Genomic DNA, 17,698 nt, shown 5'->3' with positions numbered 1-17,698 from the left:
TCGCGGCGGCATCCTGGCGTAAAGCGGTGCGACCTTCCCTTGCAGCGGGCGCATGCCGTGCTTCTTTACCTCCTGACCTATCTGGGCGGCGCGCTGACCATCGTCAGCCCGTGCATCCTGCCCGTGCTGCCCTTCGTCTTCGCGCGGGCGGATCGCCCGTTCCTGAGCAACGGGCTGCCCATGCTGGTGGGCATGGCGCTGATGTTCATGATCGTCGCGACGCTGGCGGCGGCCGGCGGCGGCTGGGCGGTGGAGGCCAACCAGTACGGCCGAGTCGCGGCGCTGGCGCTGCTCGCGCTGTTCGGGCTGACGCTGCTGTTTCCGGCCTTCGCCGATCGGCTGATGCGGCCGCTGGTCGGCCTTGGCGCCCGGCTGTCGCAGCAAGCGGATGCGCAAGGATCGGGGCTGTGGCCCTCGCTGCTGCTCGGCATCGCGACCGGCCTGCTCTGGGCGCCGTGCGCCGGCCCGATCCTCGGCCTTGTCCTGACCGCCGCCGCGCTCCAGGGCGCGAGCGTCGGCACCAGCCTGCTGCTGCTCGCCTATGCCCTGGGGGCCGCCACCTCGCTGGCGCTGGCGCTGCTGGTCGGCGGCGGGCTGTTCAAGGCGATGAAGCGCTCGCTGGGCGTCGGCGAATGGGTGCGGCGCGCGATCGGCGCGCTGGTGCTGCTGGCGGTCGCCGCGATCGCGCTCGGCGCCGATACCGGCTTCCTGTCACGCGCCTCGGTCGCGGGCACCAACAAGGTCGAGCAGGCGCTGCTCGATCGCTTCCACATGGCCGGCCCGGCCCGGCAGGAGAATGAAAGCCTGGCCGACGAGGGGCCGATGCCCCCGCTCGACGGCGCCGTGGCCTGGCTCAATTCACCGCCGCTTACCCGCGAGGCGCTAAGGGGCAAGGTCGTGGTGGTCGATTTCTGGACCTATAGCTGCATCAATTGCCTGCGCGCCTTGCCTTATGTGAAGGCCTGGGCCGACAAATACGGCAAGGACGGGCTGGTCGTGATCGGCGTGCACGCGCCCGAATTCGCCTTCGAGAAGGACATCGCCAATGTCCGCAAGGCCGTCGCCGATCTCGGCATCCGCTATCCGGTGGCGATCGACAACGATTATGCGATCTGGCGGGCTTTCAACAACCATTACTGGCCGGCGCATTATTTCATCGACGCCCAGGGCCGTATCCGCCACCACCATTTCGGCGAAGGCGACTATGCCGGCTCCGAGCGGGTGATCCAGCGACTGCTCGCCGAGGCGCATGGCGGCTTGCCCGTGCCGGGCGGGATGGTCGCGGTGAGCGGCGCCGGCGTCGAAGCCGCCTCCGGCCGGAACGTGCGCTCGCCCGAGACCTATATCGGCTATGGGCGAGCGGAGCGGTCGGTCTCCCGCCCGGAAACCGTCCGCGACGCGCCAGCGAGCTATGACGCCGATCCGGTGAGCCTCAACCAATGGGGGCTGGCCGGCGACTGGACGGTGGGTCAGGAACACGCGACACTGAACCGGGCCGGCGGCCGCATCCTTTACCGCTTCCATGCGCGCGACCTTCATCTGGTGCTGGGTCCGGGCGCCGACGGCCGCCCGATCCGCTTTCGCGTCACCGTCGACGGCAAGGCGCCGGGCGCCGATCATGGCACGGATACCGACGCGGCCGGAAACGGCACGGTAACAGCCCAGCGCCTCTACCAGCTCGTGCGGCAGAAAGGGCCGATCGCCGATCGCACCTTCGCGATCGAGTTCCTCGACTCCGGGGTGCAGGCGTTCAGCTTCACCTTCGGCTAGATGCCGCGCGACGACCCCGCCACGAACCGCGGCGTCACAGATATTTGGTCAGCGTAAACCGCGCGGAGCGGGGTTCGAGCGGATGCGTCTGGAAGCCCGCGATGCCCTCCGCCGGCTCGCCGGGCAGGCGCGTGGTGTAATAATAATCGGCGGCCGCATCGCGGGAATCGAAGAGATTGTAGATCGAGATTTGGAACTTGAAGCCGTGGGGCAGCCGGTAGCCCACGTCGAGGTTCCATTCGCTATAGCCGTTATCCAAGGGATATTTGCTTCCGTCGACGAGCGAATGCGTTCCGAGCCGCCGCCATTGCAGGCCGCCCGACCAGGGGCCGAGCTTGTCAACGAGAATACCGGCGGAATAGATGAAATTCGGCGCGTCGGCGATATAGGGTTCGGTCAACCCGAAGGCGGCCAGATCGCTGGTCCGGTAGCGGGGACGGGAGAAGGCGAGGTCCGCGTTCAGCTCGAGCCACGTCCGGGGGCGATACTGGCCCGAAATCTCGATTCCCTTGCGGCGGCTCGGCGCGCCGGCCTCATCCTGCCCGGTATCGGCATTGTAGGTAAGCTCCGACTGGAAATCCTGCTGGAAAGCCGCGAGCTGCAACATGAGCCTGGGGATGATGTCGGTCCGCAAGCCGATCTCATAGCCTGAGGTGGCGGCGAGCAGCGGCGTCTTGCCGCCGGCGAGGGGGATGCCCTCCTCGGGCACGGTGCCGAAGACGCCGCGCACATCGTCCGAGTGGAAACCGCGTCCCGCGCTGAAATAAAGCTCGGTTCTGGACCACGGCCCCAGAATCAGGCTGGCTTTCGGCTGGGCCAGCCATTGGTGACCGCGACCCGATGTGCCGGTGACGTGGCTCACGTCGCTGGCGTGGTAGAATTCCTCCCGGAATCCCGCGACGGTGCGCAGCCAAGGCGTCCACCGGATCGTCGTCTGGGCATATGGCGCGAGATCGAGCAGATGCACCCGGTCCGCGTTGCAATAGGAGCCGACCGCGGGATAGGTGGTGACCGAGCCGTCGGCCTGATCGAGCGAGCAATAATCGAGCACCGTCGTGCGGTGAAGCGTATGCTGCCGTCCCACGAAGACGGTGTCGTACCGGCCTTGCAGCCCGATCACCGTGTCGATGTGGATCGCCCCGATATCGTTGGGCTGGCGATATTCGGTGACCCCGCCCAGCGTCGTGCGGGCTTCGCTCTGCCCTTCCTGATCGCCGTTGACCGGATCGTCGAGGTAATGCGTGAAGTTGTTCCACAGCGTCATCGTGCTGCGGATGCCGTACAGGCTTGCCGACCATTGCCCCGCGCCGAGCGGCTTCGCGATATGGCCCGAGAGGCTGTAGCGCAGGGACTGGCTGTGGTCGGTCGGATCGAGCGTGCCGAAGCGGCCGATCAGCCCCTGCTCGATCGCGCGTTCGGGCTGATCGGTGATGAGGCCGCCGCTGCTCTGATAATACATCGCCGTCAGCGATGCGCCGTCCGACGCCGATCCCTCGCTGTACCGCAGGATCATGTTGATCTTCCGGAAATCCTGCTTCGGATGCCAGGGGCCGTCATAATGGCTGAGGTCGGCCGCCGCCATCACGCGCCGGGATTCGCCCAGCCGGTAGGTGCCGCCCGCGAAGACCTCCTGATAGCCTTCGGTTCCGATCGTGGCGCTCACCTGATCGGGGATATCGTTCGCGATCGAGACATGCGACGAGGCGACCGCGCCGAAATCACCGACCGCCGCGTAATAGGGGCCTTTGGTATAGTCGATCCGCGCCACCACCTGCGGCATCAGGAAGTTCAGGTCGGAATAACCCTGGCCGTGCGTGTTGGTCGGCCGGTTGACCGGCATGTCGTCGATGAAATTGGAGAAATCGGTGCCGTGGTCGAGATTGTAGCCACGGATCAGATACTGGTTGGCCTTGCCCTCGCCCGAATGGACGGTCACCACCAGCCCCGGAATGCTCTCGAACAACTGGCCGACCCGGTAGATCGGGCGAAGCTCGACCTCGCTGCGGGTGATGACGCCCTGGCTCGCGGTCGTCGCCTGACCGAGAAGGTCCAGCCGGGAGGCGGTGACGATGACGTCCCGCTGGCCCTCGCGTGCCGGGCTCGTGCTCATCCCTTCCTTCGCCGTATCATCGACATGCGCGCGTCGAGACGAGGGAGGCTGCGCCACGTCGGCCGATGCCTGGCCGAGGGCCTGGCCGGGCAGGGCGATCAGGGCGGTCGACGCGAGGATCGCGAACGGCAGTCGCTTGTGACACATGGGGTACGCCTGATTTCGGGAAGGAAGCGCGCTCGATGATCTCGAAGCGTCGCGAAACGAAAGGCGATTACGGTTTCGGAACGGTTTGGAAGCGCCGCCGCCGGGGCGTGGCGGACCGTCACGCTCACGGGCGAGCGGTCGGCAAGACCGCCCATCTCCCGTCCCGCGCAACGGATCGGACAGGCCGGATGCGTGCAATCATTACGGGGTTTGTTGCCGTATCAAACCGTTTCAAAATGTTCATGGAGCGGTCCCCCGACTACTCAATGGCTCGATGACGACCGCGCCGACGGCAAGGCGCACGTCAAGGCGATCGCGCCATTTCCATTTTCAGCGTCGCCCCGGCGACGGTGCCGTGGATTTCGATCGCGCCAGCCAACAGGAGTAGCAACAGGATGTCCCATCAAGGCGTAGGAGAATGGCTCTATGACACCCAGGTCAGCACGGCGCTGCGGGAAGTCGACTGGATCATCCCGTCGGTCCAGTGCATCCACATTCTCGCGATCGGGGTTCTCATCGGCTCGGCGCTGGTGACCGATCTTCGTCTCGCCGGTGTTCTTGCGACCGACGAGACGCCGGCCACGGTGGTCCGCCGATATCTTCCCTGGATGTGGGGCGCCCTTATCGTCCTCCTCTCGTCCGGCGCCACCCTCGTTCTCGCGGAGCCGGCCCGTACCCTGGCGAACACCGTCTTCTGGACCAAGATGACGCTGGTCCTGACCGCCTTCGTCCTGACCATGCTGTTCCGCCGGCCGATCCTCAATCCGGAGTTCCGGGTGGAGCACGCCGCCTGGTCCGCCGCCGTCAAGCCGCTGGCATGGGTGTCGCTGATAATCTGGGTGGCGATCATCTTCTGCGGCCGCTGGATCGCCTACACCTGATCCGCTCCCGTCGAACCAACGTCTTAGCCTTCATAAGGGGGGATGCCCGTGACCCTGGATAGTGTTTTCCAACTGCTGTACGATTCGCCGCTCGCTCAGGCCATTCGCGAGAACAATGCGACCTTCCCCTGGATCGAATCGCTTCACGTCCTCGCCATAACCACGGTGTTCGGAACGATCAGCATCGTCGACCTGCGCCTGGTCGGACTTCCGGCGCACCGGCGCGGCGCGCGACAGCTCATCATCGACCTGCTGCCGTTCACATGGGGAGCATTCGCGCTCGCGGTGGTGACCGGAAGCCTCCTGTTCACGTCCAACGCGGTCCAATATTCCCACAACACGCAGTTCCAATATAAAATGCTGGCGATGCTGGCCGCCGGGATCAATATGGCGGTGTTCCATCTCACGGCGTATCGCAGGATCGTCGATTGGGATGACGCCCTGGCTCCGCCGATGTCGGCGAAGATCGCCGGTTTTGCCTCGCTCGGCTTCTGGATCCTCGTGATCTGCTTCGGCCGCTGGATCGGGTTCACGATCTCCGCCTTCTCCTGAGCAACTCACGACAGGCCGGTGGTGCAGCAGTGCGACCGTTTCACATTCCTCATCGGCGACATGCCGGGACCGGCCTGGTGCCCGGCCTGATCGTCGCCCGGCCCTGCCGCGTCCCCCGGTCCGCGCGAGACGGGACGCATGAACGGTCGGACGGAAAGCATCCGCCATGCTGAACCGGCTTCGCCACCCTTATGCCCTGTTGGCGCTGGCGGCGGCCGCCATCCTCCTGCTGACGGTTGCCGTGGAAGCGCATCGCAGTGGCATCCAGGCGGAAATCGTCCGGAGCGATCCCGAGGCGATCATGCGCGATCCACGCCTGAAGGCATTCGCGCTCGATCGTGGAGCGGCGGTGTATCGCGCCAACTGCGCCTCCTGCCATGGACCCGATGGCAAGCCGGACCAGTCCCTTGGCGTTCCGGACCTGACCGACGACGATTTCCTTTACGGCTCGGGGAAGGTCGCGGAGATCGAGGATATCGCGCGGTTCGGCATCCGCTCCAGCAACAGGCGTGGGCGAAACCTCGCATCCATGCCGGCCTATGCCTCCGCGCACCCGTACAAGCTGGAGCCGTTGCCGCCACAGTCGCCGCGGCAGATCGAGGACCTGACGCAGCGTCTATTGTCGTTCACCGGCCGCCAGACGGATCAGGCGGCCGCCGATCGCGGGGACAAGCTGTTCCGTTCGACCGCCGGATGCTGGGACTGCCACCAGTTCGATGCCTCGGGCGATTCCTCCACGGGCTCGCCGACCCTGAGCGATTCGACATGGCTGTACGGCGGCAGCCATGATGACATCTATCGATCCATTTCGCGCGGGCGGGCCGGTATCAGCCCGGCATTCGAGCGCAAGCTCAGCCCGGCCGAGTTGCGCGACGTAGCCGTCTATGTCGCCGATCTCGCCCGGCGATCGCCATCCGTGCAATGACTGCGAAGAGGCAAGCCGTGTCCAATGACGTCCCGCCCGTATCGACGGAGCAAGAACGACGCGCCAACCGGCGATCGTTGATATTGTGCGGCGCCGGCGCGCTCATCGGGCTGATTATCGCAGGCATCGGATTGTTTACCGCGCAGGGCACGCGCACCGCCCGCGTGCCGCCGGAAGATGCCGCGCTGGTCAACGGTGTTCCGATCCTGATGGCCGATTTCAACGCGCAGTTGCAGTCCAGCTTCAACGCCGGGCTAGGCTCCGCGACGCGCGCGCAGAAAGCCAAGGTCCTCGACCAGATGATCCGGGAGGAGCTGTACGTCCAGCGCGGCGTGGAGCTGGGAGCGCCCAACGACGACATCGATGTCCGCGCGGCGCTGGTCACCTCCACCGAAGGGCAGGTGGCACAGGATGCGATGACCTCCCGGCCGACCGATCAGGAACTGCGCGCCTGGTATGACGCCCATCTGGCGAATTACGCCAATCAGGGCCTGATGACCGTCCAGGAGTTCATCGTGCCCGCCGGCGGAGGCGACCCGGCCGCGCTGGTGGCGAAGCTGCGGGGAGGGGCCAGCCCCGCTTCGCTGAAGCTCAAGTCGAGCGGCCGCACGGACGACGGCGAGGAATTCTATTTCGCCGCGCGCGTCCATCTGGGCGATCGCCTGTTCGCGATCGCCAGGTCGATGCGCGATCATCAGGTCTCGGACCCGGTGGCGATGCCCGACGGCACCCACATCCTCGTCATGGTGCACAATCAGCCGCCGGTGCCGGCATCGTTCGATCATTCCAAGGATCTGGTGTTGCACGACTTCCTCGACGACAAGGTGAAGCGGCTCCAGGCCGGCAACGAGCGCTTCCTGCGCAAGCGGGCCGACATCCGCATCGCGTCGGCGCTCCAATGAGGCGGTTGCTCCAACTGCTGCTGATCGCGTTCCTGGCCGGCCTGCCGAGCGCCGGCCTGGCCCATACGCGCAGCGAGTCCCACTCCAACTGGCTGGTCGACGGAAGCTCGGTCCATCTCACATTCTCCGTATCCGATGTCGAGGCGCGGCGGCTGACGCCGGATCACCGGCCGCCGAACGACCCGGCGCTCGTCGCCTATCTGCTGCCGCGCGTCGGGGCGAGCGCGGCGGGCAAGCAGTGCCCGCTGGCGAACAAGCCGAAGCCGGTCGCCGCCGCAACCGGCTATCGACGTGTCGAGTTCCTCTACAATTGCCCGACGTCGAACGGGATCGTCCTGAGTTCGAACGCCTTCTACGATGTCGTGCCCACCCATGTGAATCTTGCCGAGGTCCAATCCGCCAGCGGGGACTTCGCGGAATATGTGCTGAACTCGGACGATCACACGATCGATATGGACGAATCCCGGGGCAAGGTTGCCGGCGCGGGATTCCTCACCTTCGTGGAAATGGGCATCATGCACATCTTCACGGGCGTCGACCATATGTCGTTCCTGCTGGGGCTCGTGCTGATCTCGAAGCGGTTCAAGGATCTCGCTTTCGTCATCACCGGCTTCACGCTCGGCCACAGCCTGACGCTCGCGCTCGCGGTGACGGGCGTCATTCGTCCGCATGCGGAATTCATCGACGCGCTCGTCGCGCTCACCATCGCGCTTATAGGCATCGAGAACATATCCGTGGTGACGCATCGGCCCGGCCTTCTGGCCCTGAGCACCGCCGCGCCATTGCTGGCGATGGCGGCGTTCCGGGTCGCGGGATTCGGCCTGTTGCCGCCGCTCCTGCTGCTCGGCGCCGGCCTCTTCGCGTCAAACTACCTGATGGTGTCCGGTCACGTGCGCGACGCCGCGCGGCTGCGTCTGGTGGTGACGCTGGTGTTCGGCCTCATCCACGGTTTCGGATTCGCCGCCGATCTGCTCAGCGAACCGATCCCCACGGCGCAGCTGGCCAAGCTGCTGGCGGGCTTCAACATCGGTGTCGAGATCGGGCAGTTGAGCGTGGTGACGCTGCTCACGCTGACGGTGATGGCCTTGCGCCGCTTCCATTTGACGCTTCCACGCCGGCTTACCGTCGACCTTTGCGCGGCCTTCCTGATCTCGATCGGCACCTATTGGTTCGTCAAGCGGAGCTTCATCTTCTAGCTTCGCGAACCGCTTTCTGCGATCCCATCGCCGCGGGATCGCGCCGGGCAGGCGGTCTCAGTCAGTCTTGCGCGCGAACCGGCCCGGCGACACTCCCGTCCAGTCCTTGAACGCGCGGGAGAATGTCGCGCTGTCCGAATAGCCGAGCCGTTCCGCCGCGACCGAGAGGGGCACGTCGGACGCCTGCAACATGGCGCGCGCGCGGCCCTGACGCGCCTCCTGCAAAAGATTGCGGAAGGACGTTCCTTCCTCGAGCAGCCGGCGGCGCAGCGACCGGCCGGACAGGTTGAGTTCCGCCGCGATGGAATCGCAATCGACATGCGCGCGGCCGAGGCGGCGCGCGATGAGGTCGAGCGCCTGCGCCGCAAGGCTTTTTGCCGGCTCCTGATCCGGCCGCAGAAGATCGAGCAGATGACATTCGAGGATGTCCTTGCGCTTCCGGTCCTCCGATCGCGCCGCGCCGGCCAGCGGACGATCGAGATCGTCGTTCCTGACGACGATCTGGTTGGCCACATGGTTGCCGGCCACCGGGGCGCGAAAACAGCGGGCAAGGCGATCCTCGCGACCGGCGATCGAATGTTCGAAACGAACCTCGACCGGAAACCAGGTGTTGCGGGCAAGCTGCTTGATCAGTGTCACCATGCCGATGATGGCGAATTCGGCATCCTGACGGCGCGGCCAGATCCGCTGATCCTCGATGCGATAGCTGAAAATGGTCGTCTCGGGGCCGATCTCGGCATCCAGCAGCGTCCGGCTTTGCCAGCGGGTCTGGAACCGGGCGAGCGAATCGAGCGCGGTCCGCAACGTGTCCGCCGCCGTCAGCAGCGCATGGAACGGACCCAGTTCGGCCAGGCCGAAACCCATCCCCATGTCGAGCCCCAGATACGGCCGATCGAACTTCAGGGCGGCATGCTCCAGCAGCGCGACATAGCGGTGCAGCGGCGCTCGCTCGTAAGGGCTGGCCAGTTGCGCGCGCGAGAAGCCGTGTTCGCGCAGCAGCGGATCGATCCGCGCGCCGGCTTCGGGCAGCGCGTCGATCAGGGCCGTCAGAAACAGCAGACGGATGCTCGCCTGCTCACCCGCGTTCACGGCGTCTTGCATGATGAATCCAAGCCTCCGGCCATCGTGGTCCTCGCATTGGCCGACTTTGCAAAGCCAATATCCCACTCTGCAATCTACGCCCAACCACCTTCCAAGCCAAAGTGCAATGGTTCGATCGTGACGGGCAAGACCCGTTCCGGGGCGTGGGGATTTCGTGATGCTCGGTGGATGGCTTCCCCGGCAAAGCCGGTTGGCGGAGGCGGTCGGACCGGCGGCATCGCATCCCGCGCCGCGCTCGATCGCCATCATCTAGCGGGTATCGCGACTGACATGACAGCATCCACCAGGATCGATTTTCTGTACCTCTCCGAGCCCGACATGATCCGGGCGGGCGTCACCGACATGGCGGCCTGCGTCGACGCCATGGAGGAGATGTTCGCGCTGCTCTATCACGGCGATTACCGGATGGCCGGCGCGAACAACAATTCGCATGGCGCGATCGTCATGTTCCCCGACTCGTCGCCCTTCCCGGATATGCCGAGATCGACCACGGACCGCCGGTTCATGGCGATGCCGGCCTATCTGGGCGGCCGTTTCCGCACCGCCGGGATGAAATGGTACGGCTCGAACATCGAGAATCGCGACAAGGGCCTGCCGCGCTCGATCCTGACCTTCGTGCTCAACGACGCGGACACCGGCGCGCCGCTCGCGTTCATGTCGGCGAATCTGCTCTCGGCCTATCGCACCGGCGCCGTCCCAGGGGTCGGCGCCCGGCATCTCGCCCGCAAGGATTCGCGCGTGGTCGGCATCGTCGGGCCGGGCGTGATGGCCCGAACCTCGCTCGCGGCCTTCGTCGCGACGTGTCCCCATATCGATACGGTCAAGCTGAAGGGCAGGGGGCGCCGGAACGTCGAGGCTTTCCTCGCCTGGCTCGCCGAGACCTATCCGCAGATCAGCCGTGTCGAGGTGGTGGACAGCGACGAGGCGGTCGTCCGCGATTCCGATATCGTCACCTTTTGCGCTTCCGTCGCGACCGGCGATCCATCGCTCTATCCGGTCGTGAAACGTGATTGGATCCGCCCCGGCACGTTCCTGTCGATGCCCGCGCCCTGCGACATCGATCGCGACATGGAGGCCCCGGATATCCGCAAGGTCCTCGATAATCCGTCGCTCTACGACGCCTATCACGAGGAACTGCCCAAACCCGCGCACCGCTTCGTCCCCGCCGTCGGCGTTCGTTTCCTCGATCTGGTCGACGAGGGCAGGATCGCGCGCGACGATCTCGAAGACCTTGGCAAGATCGTCGCGAAACAGGCGAGCGGACGACGAAACGACGACGAGATCATCATCCTCTCGGTCGGCGGGATGGCTGTCGAGGACGTCGCGTGGGGAACGATCGTGTACCGCAATGCCGTGGCGCGCGGCATCGGCGTCAAGCTCAACCTGTGGGAGGAGCCGGCCCTGCGCTGAGCCGCCGTCAGGCCCGTCCGGCGGACATGATCCGCCATCCGCCAACCTTTCGTCGAAAGACCCTCAATTCATGACCAAGATCGTCAAGGTGAAGACCGGAAACAAATTCGAGGAGCACGGCAGCTATTCCCGCCTGGTCGCCGTCAACGACCTGATATTCGTTTCCAATACGGCCGGCCGCGATCCGAAGACCCGGCAAATCCCCGCCGACCTGACGGAGCAGACGCGGCAGGTGCTGCGCAACATCGAGGCGGCGCTGGCGTCGGTCGAGGCATCGCTCGCCGATGTGGTCGCGGCGCGCGTTTTCGTGCAGCGCCCCGAGGACGTCGATACGGTGATGACCGCTTACGGCGAGAGGATGCGCGGGATCGACCCCACGCTGACCATGACGTGCCCGCCGCTCGGCTCGGCCGAGTACCGGGTCGAGATCGAGGTCACCGCCTGGCGCGGCGCGTCGAGCGCGGACATCACCAGGCTCGACATCTCGCTCGCATGAACCGCGCGCCGGCGCTTTGGCATCGCCGTCAAATTCCTCCGTCGAAGATCAGGTCATGGCTCCCACGATAACCCAGGTACAAACCTCGACCACGCTCCCCGCCGCCAGCACGGTGGTGGTGATCGGCGGCGGCATCGTGGGGCTTATGGCGGCGTTGACTCTTGCTGAACGCGGCATCCCGGTCACGGTGCTGGAGAAGGGCCGGCTCGCGGGAGAGCAATCCTCGCGCAATCTCGGCTGGGTCCGCAAGATGGGGCGCAGCGCGCCGGACGTGCCGCTGGCGTTGGCCGCCGATCGACTGTGGGCGACGATGCCGGAACGGGTCGGCGCGGACGTCGGCTACCGGTCGGCCGGCATCATGTATGTCGCGCGGACCGACGCGGAGATGGAAGCCCATGAACAATGGCTCGCCTCGGTGCGCGATCTGTCGCTCGATTCGAGGCTTCTTGGCGTCCGTGAAATCGATGATCTCGCGCCCGGAAGCACGACGCCTTGGGTAGGGGCCATCCACACTCCCTCGGACGGGAGGGCGGAGCCGACGCTCGCGGCGGGCGCGATCGCCAGGGCGGCGATGGCGAAGGGCGCGATCATCATCGAGAATTGCGCCGTGCGGACATTGTCGATGGCGGCCGGCCGCGTCGCCGGGGTCGTCACGGAGCGCGGCGAGATACGGTGCGAGCAGGTTCTGCTCGCGGCGGGGCTATGGTCCCGAAGGTTCCTCGGCAATCTCGGCGTTTCGCTGCTCACCTTGCCGCTCGTCGCCTCGGTGCTGCGCACCGCGCCGATGCGGGGGCCGACCGACATCGCGGTCGGGGCATCGGATTTCTCGTTTCGAAAGCGCTATGATGGCGGATATACGATCACCCAGCGCGGCGCGCTTTTCGCCCCCCTGACGCTCGATCACCTTCTCCTCGGGCTGCATTATCTGCCGACCTTGCGCGCGCAGTGGAGGAATCTGCGACTGTCCTTCGGTCGCGATTTCCTTTCCGATATATCCCTCGGACGCCGGTGGTCCGCGACGTCGAGATCGCCGTTCGAGAAAATCCGCACGATCGACCCGCCGGTCAACGACGGCCTGATCGCCGAGGCGATCGACAACCTTTCGGAGGCGTGGCCGATCTTCAAGGCCGCGACCATCGAGCAGACCTGGGCGGGCATGATCGACGTGACGCCCGATTCGCTGCCCGTCATCTCGCCGGTCGAAGCGGTGCCCGGCCTGACGCTTGCCTCGGGTTTTTCGGGGCATGGCTTTGGAACATCGCCCGCCGCCGGACAACTCGCGGCCGACATCCTGAGCGGGACCAAGCCGCTGATCGAGCCTTCGCCCTATCGACTGGACCGTTTCTGAACCGGAAGCGGCAATCGCCGCGTCCGGTCCGGTAATCCGCGATCAGCGCGCCGCCGCGCGCGGGTCGAGGCGCATGCAGACAGCCTTCGGCTCGGTGAAGGCATGCATCGACTCGGTCCCGAATTCGCGGCCCAACCCCGAAAGCCGGCTGCCGCCAAAGGGCATCGCGAGGTCGAGCACATTATGGGTGTTGAGCCAGACCGTGCCCGCGTCGATCCGCTCCGCCAGAAGATGGGCGCGATCCAGATTGCGGGTCCAGATGCTGGCCCCCAGCCCAAAAGGCGTGTCGTTGGCGAGCTTCGCGATGTCGTCGCCGTCATCGATGCGCGCGGCGCAGACCACGGGGCCGAAGATCTCCTCGCGCATGACGGTCATCTGGCGTGAGACGCTGCCCAGCACCGTCGGCTTGTAGAACCAGCCGTCACCCTCCACCGCCTCGCCGCCGGCGAGGGCGACCGCGCCCTCCCTGATGCCGGTATCGACCAGACCCTGGACGCGATCGCGCTGACGCCGGGATACGAGCGGGCCGATCTGGGTGGAGGGATCGAAATTCGACCCGATCTTCAGGCGGGCCGCGATATCGGACACACCCTCGACAACCTTGTCGAACAATGCCGCCTCGACATAGAGCCGCGATCCGGCCGTGCAGATCTGCCCCGAATTGGAGAAGATCGCGGCAGCGGCGCCGGGGATGGCCCGCTCGAGATCGGCATCGGCGAGGATGATGGTCGGGGATTTGCCGCCAAGCTCCAGGGTCACCCGCTTCATGCTCGACGCGGCCGCCGCCAGGATGCGCTGGCCCGTCGCGGTCGAGCCGGTGAAGGCGATCTTGCGGACCAGAGGGTGTTCGACGAGCGCGGCGCCGACATCCTGGCCCAGCCCGGTGACGATATTGACGGCGCCGGCCGGGAAACCCGCTTCCAGGATAAGCTCGCCCAGCCGGAGTGTCGTCAGCGACGTCTCCTCCGATGGCTTGAGGACCACGGTGCAGCCGAAGGCGATCGCCGGGGCGATCTTCTGGATCGCCTGGCCGATGGGAAAATTCCACGGCGTGATACCGGCGACGACGCCGACCGGCCGCCTTTCGGTATAGGCGCGATAGATTGCCGCCTCCTCGACCAGCGGCGACAGCGTGACGTAATCGCCGACGATCTTGGAGCTCCAGCCGGCGAAATAGCGCAGGCCGTCGATCGTGAAGGCGAGATCGATGGCGCGGGTTACGCCGATCAGCTTGCCGCTGTCGAGCGCCTCCAACTCGGCCAGCTCGTCGGCGTGCTCCTCCACCAGCAGGGCGAGGCGCTCGAGCAGCCGGCCGCGATCGATCGGCCGCATCGAGCGCCATTCGCGGCTCTCGAAACAGCGCTGCGCCGCCTGGACCGCGCGATCCACCTCCTCCGGCCCGCACGCGGGGATTTGCGTGATGACGCGGCCGTTGGCGGGGTTGATGACATCGATGGTCCGATCCGCCCGCAGCGGTTCGACGAGTTGCCCGTCGATCAGGAGCCGCCCGGTCGGAAGGCGGATGACCGGGGCCTCATGGATGGCGCCGGCATCTTGTGCAGAAATCGTCATGATAGTCTCCGGTGATTCAAACGTGCGGGCGCGCTGCCGCCGCCAGCGCCGGACAGGCATGTCGCGAGGCCGCGCATCCGGTTCACGCGCTCGCGGGTTCGGCTGCGAAGCCGGCGGCGGCGTCCTGGCCCTCGTCGACCCGCGTGGAGCCGATCTGGTGATAGATGTCCGGCCGGAAGGTCCGCAGGAAGATGCCGTGAGAATATCCGAAGATCGCCAGGAACAGGAACAAGAAGGGAAGATTGTTGACGAGCGCGATCTTCACGCCGGTCAGGGTGCTGTAATTCTCGAGCGACAGATAGGTCGAGACGGCGAGGAGCAGCCCGCCCAGCAGCGGCGCGGCGCTCTTCCCCAACGAGACCTCGCCGCGCCGGCCGAAGAAGATCGGCACGGCGAACGAGGTGGTCGTCAGCAGGATCATCAGGCCGACGGCGCCCATCGACGACAGGCTCGTCGCGAGGTTGAGGAGCGGGTCCAGCCCGGCGAGCGCGAACAGGCCGACGATCACCGCGAAAACGATGGTGAGCGCGTGGCACGCCACATAGGGCGAGCCATGCACGGGATGGACCTTCCCGAGGCTGGCGGGGATCAGCCCGTCCCGCGCGAGCGCGTAGATGTAGCGGGTGATATTGTTGAAGAAGCCAAGCGCCGCCGCGAACAGGCTGGTGATCGTCAGGAGATTGAGCACGTCGCGCCCGACGGCGCCGAGATACCGCTCCGCGACGCCCGTGACGAGGCGGCCGGGGTCGGCCGCGGCGACCGCTTTCACATCATGCGGCGTGATGCTGAGGACGAGGCACCACGATGAGAAGACGTAGAAGCTGCCGAGGATCAGGATCGCACCGAAGGTCGCGCGCGGGATGGTCACCTCGCGGTCCCTGGCTTCCTCCTGATAGATGGCGGTCGCCTCGAAACCGACGCAGCCGTTGATCGCGTAGATCACGGATATGCCAAGCCCCGGCGCCAGGATCGTGGAGGGGGAGAAGCTGCGGAAGTCGAGGCCGCTCCAGCCCTTGCCCGCGATGATGAGGATATCGAGGACGAGGATGACGCCCACCTCGAGCAGGAGCGCGACGGTCAGCAGCTTCGCCGCCATCGTGATCTTGCGATAGCCGAGATAGGCGACGAGCGCGATCGCGACCGCTGCCCAGATTTCCCAGCGAACGCCGATCCCCGCCATGTGCTGCGTAAAGTCGGCGGCGAAGAAGGAGAGCGCGCCCAGCGTCGAAGTCGCCGCGCAGATATAGGCGACGACCGCGACATAGGCGGCGGCGATGCCCGCCTCCTTGTTCAGGCTCGCGGCGATATAGGCGTAGAAGGCCCCGGCGTTGCGGACATGCGGTATCATGCGGACGTAGCCGACCGCGAACAGCAGCATGACGACGCACACGCCGAGAAGCGTTCCCGGCGTTCCCGCGCCGTTGCCAAAGGCCAGCGCCAGGGGGATGAGCCCCGCGAGCACGCCCATCGGCGCGGCGCAGGCCAGGATCATGAAGATGATGTCTCCGGTTCCCAGCATGCCCGGAAAGAGGCCGGACCGGGAATCGCGCGATTCAGCGATGGTCATAATGTTGCAAGCGGCCTTTGCGCGTCTTTGGTTGGATCACTTGTCCTGACGCCGTACTTTGACCGCTCCACGGCTGCGCGGTATTGCGCATCTGGCCCCAAAATTAATAATTGCGGCCAGTCCTGACGGATCATGGATGGTGGCGCGTCGGAGCCATGCGTTCGGCCTAGCGCAGGACGAGATCGACACGCTGCGCGTTGAAGGCATAGCGCGGCATATATCTCCCGAGAAAGCCGGCCTGGATCATGCTGTGCTCCGCCGGGCTTTTGGCTTTCGCCAATGCCGCGGTCAGCTTCGGCTCGTCGCGCGCGAAGGTGAGCATGCCCGCGAGGTCCGCCCATACCATCCAGAACGACTTGCCGTCGGGCGCTATCCATCCGGGCGCGATCTGTGGCGCGTAGGCGCGCGCGGCGCGGTCGCCACCCGGCGTCCATGCCGGCTCCTCATGGACCTGCGTCCACGGCCCCCAAGGACGCTCCGCGACCCAGCAGCCGAAATAGCTCGCCTTGCCGAATTCGGTGCCGTCCGGCCCGCAGCCGATGCCCGCGCTCACCATCATGTAGAGATCGAGCGGCTCGTTGTAGACGACGCTCGGCAGCCAGGATTCGACGACCAGATCGCCGGGGAAAAGGTTGGTGCGGTTCACCCAGCCGTGCGGGAAGCGATGCACCACCGCCCGCGCATCGATGTCCGCGACCCATTTGGGATCGCGCCCGTCCCAGCCGCCGAAATACTCATATCGCCGCCGATCGAGGATGCCGTCGATCGCGGCGCGGAACATCACGACCTCGTTCATCCGTCCGTCGACACTGCCATTGAGGCCGTAAACGTAGATATAGCCGTCGCGATTGGCGCTGTAGTCGCGACCCATCTGCAGGATCGAGATCAAGGCGAAACAACCGCCCGGCTCGTCGAAGAAGGCGAAACGAGCCCGCGACTGATCGGCCCAGTCCTCCCATCGGACCGGCTGGCTACCGTCCTGGTTCCGCCAGGTCAGCCCGCCGTCGTCCGAGTAGATGAGCTTCGATCCCGTCCAATGGCGCGGGCGCGTCTCGCTGCGGTCGAGCGTGTTCAGGAACTGGTAGATCCGGCCACCGACCGACAGAATGCCGTGACCATAATATTGGGGGGCGTCGTCGGGGCGGGTCGAGCTGTCGAGAACGGGATAGGCGGCGACATCGTGGAAGGCGGCCTCGTGCGGCGAACCGCTGACCGTCCACAATCGGCTGTTATAGAAAGCGGTCGGGCTGGCGAGCCAGCCCGGACCATCGTTGACGACGACATATTGCCGGCCGTCCTTGCCCCAGGTGAGCTGATAACCGTCGCCGATGCCGCCCAGTCTCAGGATGGTCTCATCGCGTCGAACCATGCCGCGCACGGATTCACCGCGGGCCGGCGGGGCGGCGAGGAGCGGCGCGGCGCCAGCCCATTGCAAGCCGCTTGCGCCGAGTGCCAATGTGCCCGTCATGAAATCGCGGCGCGTATGCATGGAGGCTCTCACTTCATCGGGAAGGGGAGGGGGCCGCGCCGATCCACGAAGCATTCGCGATGAACCTGCCGCGCGGATCAAAGGCCATGAACCTCGGGCGGGATCGGGCCTTTCCACTTGCGTGGGCATACCTCCCGCCGGGAATGGATCGTTATTGAAACAATAGGGCTAGGTCAACCGTATATTTGCGTTTATGAAACGATGGCGAGGTGAATTAGGGTGTTTGGCCTTT

At 65.9% G+C, this 17,698-nt stretch carries 14 protein-coding genes; 9 read left to right on the top strand and 5 right to left on the bottom strand.

Annotated features, from left to right (window positions below; all coding sequences use genetic code 11):
* Nucleotides 1–57 precede the first annotated feature (57 nt).
* Nucleotides 58–1,770, top strand: coding sequence for a cytochrome c biogenesis protein DipZ (locus tag F9288_RS17295; RefSeq protein ID WP_174837929.1), 1,713 nt, complete (start codon nt 58–60; stop codon nt 1,768–1,770).
* A 34-nt stretch (nt 1,771–1,804) separates the two neighbouring features.
* Here F9288_RS17295 and F9288_RS17290 read toward each other — a convergent pair whose 3' ends face one another.
* Complete coding sequence (locus F9288_RS17290; protein WP_254620928.1) at nt 1,805–4,027, bottom strand: TonB-dependent receptor; 2,223 nt, start codon at nt 4,025–4,027, stop codon at nt 1,805–1,807.
* A 395-nt stretch (nt 4,028–4,422) separates the two neighbouring features.
* Between F9288_RS17290 and F9288_RS17285 the strand changes: the two genes are divergently transcribed.
* The 5 genes from F9288_RS17285 (at nt 4,423) to F9288_RS17265 (ending at nt 8,483) form a co-directional block, all read left to right on the top strand.
* Nucleotides 4,423–4,908: a DUF6644 family protein gene (locus F9288_RS17285; protein ID WP_174837928.1), complete on the top strand. Its 486-nt coding sequence runs from the start codon at nt 4,423–4,425 to the stop codon at nt 4,906–4,908.
* A 48-nt stretch (nt 4,909–4,956) separates the two neighbouring features.
* Nucleotides 4,957–5,460: a DUF6644 family protein gene (locus tag F9288_RS17280; protein WP_217482550.1), complete on the top strand. Its 504-nt coding sequence runs from the start codon at nt 4,957–4,959 to the stop codon at nt 5,458–5,460.
* Nucleotides 5,461–5,626: 166 nt separating this feature from the next.
* Nucleotides 5,627–6,385: a c-type cytochrome gene (locus F9288_RS17275; RefSeq protein WP_174837926.1), complete on the top strand. Its 759-nt coding sequence runs from the start codon at nt 5,627–5,629 to the stop codon at nt 6,383–6,385.
* Between the two features lie 17 nt (nt 6,386–6,402).
* Nucleotides 6,403–7,287 (top strand): peptidylprolyl isomerase, encoded by an 885-nt coding sequence (locus F9288_RS17270; protein ID WP_254620927.1) that lies wholly within the window; start codon nt 6,403–6,405, stop codon nt 7,285–7,287.
* A complete protein-coding gene (locus F9288_RS17265) occupies nt 7,284–8,483 on the top strand; it encodes a HupE/UreJ family protein (RefSeq protein WP_174837924.1) in 1,200 nt (399 codons plus the stop codon). Before F9288_RS17270 ends, F9288_RS17265 begins: the two co-directional genes overlap by 4 nt.
* Nucleotides 8,484–8,540: 57 nt before the next feature.
* Here the strand turns inward: F9288_RS17265 and F9288_RS17260 are convergent, their stop codons facing one another.
* On the bottom strand, nt 8,541–9,833 hold the full coding sequence (locus tag F9288_RS17260) for an AraC family transcriptional regulator (protein ID WP_254620926.1): 1,293 nt from the start codon (nt 9,831–9,833) through the stop codon (nt 8,541–8,543).
* A gap of 21 nt (nt 9,834–9,854) precedes the next feature.
* Between F9288_RS17260 and F9288_RS17255 the strand changes: the two genes are divergently transcribed.
* The 3 genes from F9288_RS17255 to F9288_RS17245 all read left to right on the top strand — a co-directional run bounded on the left by F9288_RS17255 (nt 9,855) and on the right by F9288_RS17245 (nt 12,838).
* Nucleotides 9,855–10,994 (top strand): tyramine oxidase subunit B, encoded by a 1,140-nt coding sequence (locus F9288_RS17255; protein ID WP_174837923.1) that lies wholly within the window; start codon nt 9,855–9,857, stop codon nt 10,992–10,994.
* Nucleotides 10,995–11,064: 70 nt separating this feature from the next.
* A complete protein-coding gene (locus tag F9288_RS17250) occupies nt 11,065–11,490 on the top strand; it encodes a Rid family hydrolase (RefSeq protein ID WP_174837922.1) in 426 nt (141 codons plus the stop codon).
* A gap of 55 nt (nt 11,491–11,545) precedes the next feature.
* Nucleotides 11,546–12,838, top strand: coding sequence for an FAD-binding oxidoreductase (locus F9288_RS17245; protein ID WP_174837921.1), 1,293 nt, complete (start codon nt 11,546–11,548; stop codon nt 12,836–12,838).
* A gap of 42 nt (nt 12,839–12,880) precedes the next feature.
* Here the strand turns inward: F9288_RS17245 and F9288_RS17240 are convergent, their stop codons facing one another.
* From F9288_RS17240 to F9288_RS17230, 3 genes are all read right to left on the bottom strand, one after another.
* Nucleotides 12,881–14,410 (bottom strand): aldehyde dehydrogenase, encoded by a 1,530-nt coding sequence (locus F9288_RS17240; RefSeq protein ID WP_174837920.1) that lies wholly within the window; start codon nt 14,408–14,410, stop codon nt 12,881–12,883.
* Nucleotides 14,411–14,492: 82 nt separating this feature from the next.
* On the bottom strand, nt 14,493–15,977 hold the full coding sequence (locus tag F9288_RS17235) for an APC family permease (protein WP_174837919.1): 1,485 nt from the start codon (nt 15,975–15,977) through the stop codon (nt 14,493–14,495).
* 166 nt (nt 15,978–16,143) lie between these two features.
* The gene (locus tag F9288_RS17230; RefSeq protein WP_174837918.1) at nt 16,144–17,466 is read right to left on the bottom strand and encodes a DUF4185 domain-containing protein; all 1,323 of its coding nucleotides are present in this window, start codon (nt 17,464–17,466) and stop codon (nt 16,144–16,146) included.
* Between the last annotated feature and the right edge of the window lie 232 nt (nt 17,467–17,698).

Source organism: Sphingomonas sp. CL5.1 (assembly GCF_013344685.1).
Classification (GTDB): Bacteria; Pseudomonadota; Alphaproteobacteria; order Sphingomonadales; family Sphingomonadaceae; genus Sphingomonas.
The sequence above is the reverse complement of the archived record's forward strand: the minus strand, read 5'-3'. Positions and strand labels throughout refer to the sequence as shown.

What these genes read in the sequence shown, in the direction of transcription:
- F9288_RS17285 (WP_174837928.1), top strand. Translation starts at nt 4,423, where the DNA reads ATGTCCCATCAAGGCGTAGGAGAATGGCTCTATGACACCCAGGTCAGC.
- F9288_RS17230 (WP_174837918.1), bottom strand. Translation starts at nt 17,466, where the DNA reads ATGCATACGCGCCGCGATTTCATGACGGGCACATTGGCACTCGGCGCA.
- F9288_RS17250 (WP_174837922.1), top strand. Translation starts at nt 11,065, where the DNA reads ATGACCAAGATCGTCAAGGTGAAGACCGGAAACAAATTCGAGGAGCAC.
- F9288_RS17290 (WP_254620928.1), bottom strand. Translation starts at nt 4,027, where the DNA reads ATGTGTCACAAGCGACTGCCGTTCGCGATCCTCGCGTCGACCGCCCTG.
- F9288_RS17265 (WP_174837924.1), top strand. Translation starts at nt 7,284, where the DNA reads ATGAGGCGGTTGCTCCAACTGCTGCTGATCGCGTTCCTGGCCGGCCTG.
- F9288_RS17240 (WP_174837920.1), bottom strand. Translation starts at nt 14,410, where the DNA reads ATGACGATTTCTGCACAAGATGCCGGCGCCATCCATGAGGCCCCGGTC.
- F9288_RS17255 (WP_174837923.1), top strand. Translation starts at nt 9,855, where the DNA reads ATGACAGCATCCACCAGGATCGATTTTCTGTACCTCTCCGAGCCCGAC.
- F9288_RS17235 (WP_174837919.1), bottom strand. Translation starts at nt 15,977, where the DNA reads ATGACCATCGCTGAATCGCGCGATTCCCGGTCCGGCCTCTTTCCGGGC.
- F9288_RS17275 (WP_174837926.1), top strand. Translation starts at nt 5,627, where the DNA reads ATGCTGAACCGGCTTCGCCACCCTTATGCCCTGTTGGCGCTGGCGGCG.
- F9288_RS17245 (WP_174837921.1), top strand. Translation starts at nt 11,546, where the DNA reads ATGGCTCCCACGATAACCCAGGTACAAACCTCGACCACGCTCCCCGCC.
- F9288_RS17260 (WP_254620926.1), bottom strand. Translation starts at nt 9,833, where the DNA reads ATGATGGCGATCGAGCGCGGCGCGGGATGCGATGCCGCCGGTCCGACC.